The sequence below is a fragment of the Pontibacillus litoralis JSM 072002 genome, from assembly GCF_000775615.1.
Taxonomy (GTDB): Bacteria; Bacillota; Bacilli; order Bacillales; family BH030062; genus Pontibacillus; species Pontibacillus litoralis.
On record NZ_AVPG01000044.1, the window covers coordinates 1 to 6,053 of the forward strand.

General features: G+C 35.0%; 7 protein-coding genes. 1 reads left to right on the forward strand and 6 read right to left on the reverse strand.

Features of this window, described 5'->3' with window-relative positions; all coding sequences use genetic code 11:
* Positions 1-574: 574 nt before the first annotated feature.
* The 6 genes from N784_RS15445 to N784_RS15470 all read right to left on the reverse strand — a co-directional run bounded on the left by N784_RS15445 (position 575) and on the right by N784_RS15470 (position 5,395).
* Positions 575-1,264 carry an aspartate/glutamate racemase family protein gene (locus N784_RS15445; protein ID WP_036836422.1) on the reverse strand — a complete coding sequence of 230 codons (690 nt, stop codon included), beginning with the start codon at positions 1,262-1,264 and terminating at the stop codon, positions 575-577.
* A gap of 31 nt (positions 1,265-1,295) precedes the next feature.
* A complete protein-coding gene (locus N784_RS16455) occupies positions 1,296-2,279 on the reverse strand; it encodes a serine O-acetyltransferase (RefSeq protein WP_198134449.1) in 984 nt (327 codons plus the stop codon).
* Between the two features lie 58 nt (positions 2,280-2,337).
* On the reverse strand, positions 2,338-3,294 hold the full coding sequence (locus tag N784_RS15455; protein WP_052127379.1) for a PLP-dependent cysteine synthase family protein: 957 nt from the start codon (positions 3,292-3,294) through the stop codon (positions 2,338-2,340).
* A gap of 129 nt (positions 3,295-3,423) precedes the next feature.
* On the reverse strand, positions 3,424-3,750 hold the full coding sequence (locus N784_RS15460) for an AzlD domain-containing protein (protein WP_036836425.1): 327 nt from the start codon (positions 3,748-3,750) through the stop codon (positions 3,424-3,426).
* Positions 3,741-4,478: an AzlC family ABC transporter permease gene (locus tag N784_RS15465; RefSeq protein WP_084600302.1), complete on the reverse strand. Its 738-nt coding sequence runs from the start codon at positions 4,476-4,478 to the stop codon at positions 3,741-3,743. Before N784_RS15465 ends, N784_RS15460 begins: the two co-directional genes overlap by 10 nt.
* Positions 4,479-4,582: 104 nt before the next feature.
* Positions 4,583-5,395: a TrmB family transcriptional regulator gene (locus N784_RS15470; protein WP_036836427.1), complete on the reverse strand. Its 813-nt coding sequence runs from the start codon at positions 5,393-5,395 to the stop codon at positions 4,583-4,585.
* A 278-nt stretch (positions 5,396-5,673) separates the two neighbouring features.
* Here N784_RS15470 and N784_RS15475 point away from each other — a divergent pair.
* Positions 5,674-6,053, forward strand: a 380-nt coding sequence (locus N784_RS15475; RefSeq protein WP_036836429.1) for a PepSY domain-containing protein, incomplete at its 3' end; no start/stop codon positions are given.

The window sequence follows — 6,053 nt, forward strand, 5'->3', positions numbered from 1 at the left end:
GTCCTTTTAAGTGGACTTTTTCAGTGGCCTCTTTAAAAAGGCGGTGTTTTTTTTATTGATTGAATAATTGATACGAATGACTACTAATTTTGATAGAACATTTTACTGAAATTAGTAACTGTTTCTTTTTGCAAATTTGGTAGCAAGTGGCGTAAACGTCAAATGTTATAAAGGTTTTAGAGTGGAGGAATTTCTGCTCTTTTTTGTTAGCAGTCTCCCCTTTTAGCGTCTGTTATCTAAGAACCATGATACACAGCTTCTCTTAATTCCTAGTCTGTTAATTCTTCACCTGCAATATTAATTAACTCCCTGTCACATTCAACTAACAGCATTCTTTAGCTTAATTTATTTTTCTGATTTTTAAACATATATAAATTAGTTACTTAAGGTGTTCTCTATAAAAGGTGGAGTGAAGCATAGTCTGCGGAATTATAGCTCACAATAGATTCCGATTAAAGTTATGGAAGAGGATAATTTTTGACCCTCTTCCACACCATCTTCCAATCTACTGATACATTCCCATATTTTGAATAGGTGTGTGGAACAAGTTCAGCACTATTATGAGAGGATTACTTTAACTTAAAGCTATTCTTACTGCTTCCTCTGCATGTATTCTTGTTGTATCAAACAGCGGAATAGATATATCTTCTTGTTTAACTAATAAAGTGATTTCTGTACAACCTAATATAATTCCCTGCGCCCCTTTGTCCTTCATTTTTTGCATAATACTTATATACATTTCTTTTGAGGTACTATTCGTTTGTCCCATGCATAATTCACGGTATATAACATCATTTACGAAATCTCTTTCTTCCCCTTCAGGAACTATTACATCAATCCCTTTATTAATTAGATGTGATGTATAAAATTCTTGTTCCATTGTATACTTTGTTCCTAATAGCCCAATCGTGCTTATACCCCTTTTGATAATTCTATCTGCTGTGGTATCCGCTAAATGTATAATGGGTATTTTTATTTTTGTTGCTACTTGTTCATATACTTTATGCATCGTATTCGTACATATTAAAATAAAGTCTGCACCTGCTACCTCTAAGCTTATCGCTGCGGAAATTAGAATATTACTTGCTTTCTCCCATTCACTTTCTCTTTGGTAATGCTCTATTTCTTCAAAATCCAAGCTGTATAAGATACACTTAGCAGAATGAAGACCACCTAGTTCATTATTGACCTGCGTATTCAATAATCGATAATACTCTGCTGATGACTCCCAGCTCATTCCACCTATCATTCCAATAGTTTTCAATTATAATCACACCTTATTAGTATCATTTTTTCTAGCATTCAATTTGTTGTAGTAGTATTTTTTCCAACGCCATACACCTATTAATAATTAAAACTTCTTTTCCATCATATTCAAAAACTAATGAAAGGTTTCGAATAGTGTTTTTGTCTATTTGTATAGTTAAAGGAGTTATTTGCACTAAAATTTTATTATCTGATTTATCTATGATTTGATAGACTATATTTTTGTCCAACAAATGGTTAGTATCTTTAATAAATAAGTGAAAGGAAGATAAATATTCCCCATTTATCTCCAAAACACTTGCTTCCCTTGGAATTACCCCAAATACTTTTATAGGATAAGCTTTTGATTTATTGACTTGATACTCTGACTGGACAATTACATTCGAACTAGAAGGTATATCATTTAGAATGATAGAGTACGGGCTAATCTTAACATGATCGCCGATTGTAATTGGACCAAATATTCTAACGTGTGCACCAATCTCCACATTATTTCCAATAGTAGGGTGCCTTTTTCCACTGGAGTTATTTGCTATTCCTTCAGACCCTAAAACAACTCCTTGTAACATATAGCAATTCCGCCCAATTTTAGCTGTTTCACCAATAACAGTACCTGTACCATGGTCTATAACAAATGGTACACCAATTTCTGCTGCTGGGTGTATTTCAATAGCTGTTTGTACTTTAATATATTGAGATAATTTATTCGCATTATGCTTTAATTGATAGGCAATATTATTGCGGGATATATTAACCAATTCATTTGCAATTCGATAGTACATTACTGTCTTAAATGAATAGTAGGTATTATAAATATAATCTAATTCTTTATTTGAGGCGGGATCTTTTATAGCGAAGAACTTGAGGTCAGACATGATGTGTCGAGCTATTTTTATTATATTATTGACATGAACATATTTTTGCATTTCATCATCAAGATGCTGATTTAAGATGGACTTTATATCATTTATAATTATATCTAAATTTATTTGTTTTATAGATGTTTTGTTCACAAAAAACACCCTCATTTTATTTTTTCATTAAACAAAAGTACTACTAGCTACTATCCTATTAAACTATGGATGTGCTTTTTTCTTTTTCAAAGTGGTTATCTGTAATAAACAAATCTATATAACTCCTGCCACTATCGGGAGCAACTGTGACAATATTCTGATTTCCACCCATCTCTTCTGCTAATTTCATACTAGCCGCAATGTTAGCTCCTGCTGATATGCCAATCAATACTCCCATTTCTCTAGCCATATAACGCATCCAATACAATGCTTCCTCATATGAAATTGATACCATTTTATCGATTTGCTTTGTATCTACAAATGAAGTTAGTACAGCTCCTATTCCTTGTATTTTATGTGGGATAAATTCTTCATTTAAAGTATCACATCCTGTTGGTTGTACACCAACTATATTCATTTCACTAAAGGACGTTCTAAGCTTCTTTCCAACCCCCATTAATGTGCCACCACTACCAATACCAGCAACAAATGCATCAACTACATTTTGATATTGCACAAAGTCGGAAATAATCTCCTCACCTGTTTGAAAATAATGAGCTTCCGGGTTAGAAATATTATTAAATTGATTCAAATAAATGTAATTACTATTCTCATCTACAATTTCATTTGTTTTTTGAACATGTGAATCGTTCCCTTTTGTATGATCAGATAATATTACTTTCGCTCCAAATGCTTTTAATACGTCTTTCTTTTCTTCGCTATAGTTGTCAGGTGTTACTAATACTACGTTATATCCCAGTGCTGCCCCTGCAATTGCTAATCCTATTCCAGTATTTCCGCCAGTAGGTTCAATAATTACTTGACCTGAGTTACGTTCAAGTATTCCTTTTTTTTCAGCATCTAGAATCATTTGAAAAGCTATTCTAGTCTTGATACTTCCACCTGGGTTATACTCCTCTAATTTCACGTAGACATTAGCCGCACCCATTTTATTATTCTTCACTTTAATTAAAGGTGTTCCGCCTACAAATTCCAAAATATTATCGATGATCATTCTATTCCTCCTTTTAATTGGGCAAACAACTTCTCCCCAAAATCAACTTTTACGCTTCCATTAAGCGCTATTTGAATAACTCTTTTACATTAAAACATATTTTTAACTAAAATACAATTTTATTCAATTTCAGAGGAAAGTCCGCAATAACATCATTGTAACCATGCCCACTACTACAGTTCCTAGTAAGCTTTTTGTAAAGATTGCTACTAAAATTGCCGGGAGTGCAGCCACTAATCTTAGATTCCCTACTACATAGCCATACTCGTCATTTGGAATAAGGACCTCTTGAGCTAACAACGCTGCCATTATTGCAACAGGAATGTATTCAAGCCATCTTAATACTAAAGGTGGAAGGTTTAATTTACTTAACACAACAATAGGAAAAACTCTTGGAATTGCTGTCACAATGGTTCCGCCTATAATAATCCACATCATTTGTGTGCTTATATCCATCTTTCCATCACCACCCCTATACTTGCTGCCAATATTGTTGCAAAGATGACTTCAAGACCATCCGAGAAAACAAAGCTTAAACCAATCGTGAGGACTATTGCATTTGCCATTACTAATAAGTCTCTCCGATATCTTCCCCTGCCGATAATTTGTAACACAAGTAAACCAATAAACATTGCTGAAAGCGCGAAATCCAACCCAAATGCTTCAGGGTTCTGCATCCATTGCCCAAAGAAGCCTCCCGCAATATTTGCAATTAGCCAATTCACGTAAGCTGTTATATTCAAGCCGAAAATCCATCTTTCCGGAGCATGTTGTTTATGAATCAGATGGTTAGCTGCTACCCCAAAAGTTTCATCGGTTAACTGAAACCCTATAATGGCGTTTTTCCACGAAGGGAACGACTTAAAATAAGGAGCAATCGATGCACTTAATAACAAATAACGCAAATTAACAAAGAATATCGCAAAAAGAATAGCTGGCATACTCGCGCCTGCAACGAGCATACTTGCGGCGATAAATTGGGCGGAACCGGCATACAGAAATAAAGATATCAAAATGATTTCTAGCATGGACATTCCCGCTGTACGCTCAATTACCCCTGCTGCAAAACCTATGCTTAAATAACCAAAGACTGTTGGCATACAATCCTTTACACCTTGTAAGAAGCTATCAGATTCCTCTACAACACGTACTCCTTCTCCCACTGCCATTTGTTTGTTATTCATATGATTCTCGTTGACTATGAAACGTCAACGCCACTCCCCCTCTCATCTCACTTTTTAGCAGTTATAATCATAACGACTCTTTATTTATGCTAAAAGAAAACGCCTCATGTATTGAACCGTTTCCCTGTAACAACACGTACTAAATCTGGGTTGCTTCTCCATAATCGATCAAGTCGATCTTGCCCAAATTCTTCCGTTATTTTTTCAATGACGATATCATGTTTAATATATTCCTCAGCAACGAGCACTAGCGCCGGATCATGCGTTTTAACTGCCCACCCCGAACGGTCATTTGTGAAATTAGCAATGAGTACTTCTTTGCTATCGCGAGTAATAATCGTTAAATAACCACCCATTCTTTGCTTCACTACCTCTGGAGCCATGTAATTGTGATGAAATGTCGTACCTAGTTCGATATGTGAAGCACCAAATAATACCGAAAAAACATCAATCCCTTTTTCAACTAGCTTATCAACCTCCCCTTTAATTGCTAAAATTTGAGGTTCCCAAATAGAAAGCCATAACTCTTTTTCTGTTTTTTGAATCATGTCGGTCATTTCTTGATAAACATGATTGCCGTTTCTAATATGCCATATAACATCTACATCGCGCTCTGATTCTAATTCATCTAGCTTTTCTTCCAAGAAGTCAAATGATTCGGCGAAATGTTTACGCAATCGATTCATTAAATCTTTAGCTGGAACAGGGGTGTACTTGATGGGATCGGAGGGTATTTGATACACCGCACCTTTCTCTATTAACTTCCCTAATACTTCATAAATCATAGATCTCGGTACACCTGTTTTTTTACTTATTTCATACCCTGTCACAGAGGAATGCTTCAGTAAACCTATATATGTTTTACATTCATATTTGGAAAACCCCAAATTGTGCAGGTGGTTGTATAATTCATCCATAAATATCTCCTTTTACCGTAGTTAGTAATATGACCACTATATCAGAGTATTTAAAATTGTCAATAAATTATAAAGGATAATAGCATAACTAACACAAAGTTTTTTCTCACATACATAAAACAAGTAGTGCAATGATTTGAAAGCATTATGAAAATGTTGTTTGAAGTTCTACTTGCTATCAGTTCAGACATTTCTCATCAAATTTTAATGTTTCTCTAAGAAGGCACTAATTTCTATTCGATATGATGTACTTAACTTCAAACAAGGGGTGTTAATCAATGAACAACAAAGTATTTTTTTCCGTCATTACAGGTGTATTAGCAAGTAGTGGAATAATAGCAGCATTACAATTCGGACCATCTTCAGCAAGTGCACACATGTTAGAAGAAGAAGCGAAGCAAAAGGTGTCTAGCCAGTTCCCAGGTGAAATTGTTGAATTAGAACTGGATGAGCACGGCAACAAAAAAGTATATGAAGTCGAAGTAGAAGGTAAAAACGGCAATTTTGAATTAGTAATTGATGCAGAGACAGGTGAAATCATACAAGTAGAAGAAATGAATTCATCGAAAGACGAGCGTGATGACGACGATGACGAGCGAGTTCAAGCAAAAGGCGAGCGCGATGACAATGACGAGCGAGTTCAAGCGAAAGGCGAGCG

What these genes read in the sequence shown, in the direction of transcription:
- N784_RS15470 (WP_036836427.1), bottom strand. Translation starts at nt 5,395, where the DNA reads ATGGATGAATTATACAACCACCTGCACAATTTGGGGTTTTCCAAATAT.
- N784_RS15465 (WP_084600302.1), bottom strand. Translation starts at nt 4,478, where the DNA reads ATGAATAACAAACAAATGGCAGTGGGAGAAGGAGTACGTGTTGTAGAG.
- N784_RS15455 (WP_052127379.1), bottom strand. Translation starts at nt 3,294, where the DNA reads ATGATCATCGATAATATTTTGGAATTTGTAGGCGGAACACCTTTAATT.
- N784_RS15460 (WP_036836425.1), bottom strand. Translation starts at nt 3,750, where the DNA reads ATGGATATAAGCACACAAATGATGTGGATTATTATAGGCGGAACCATT.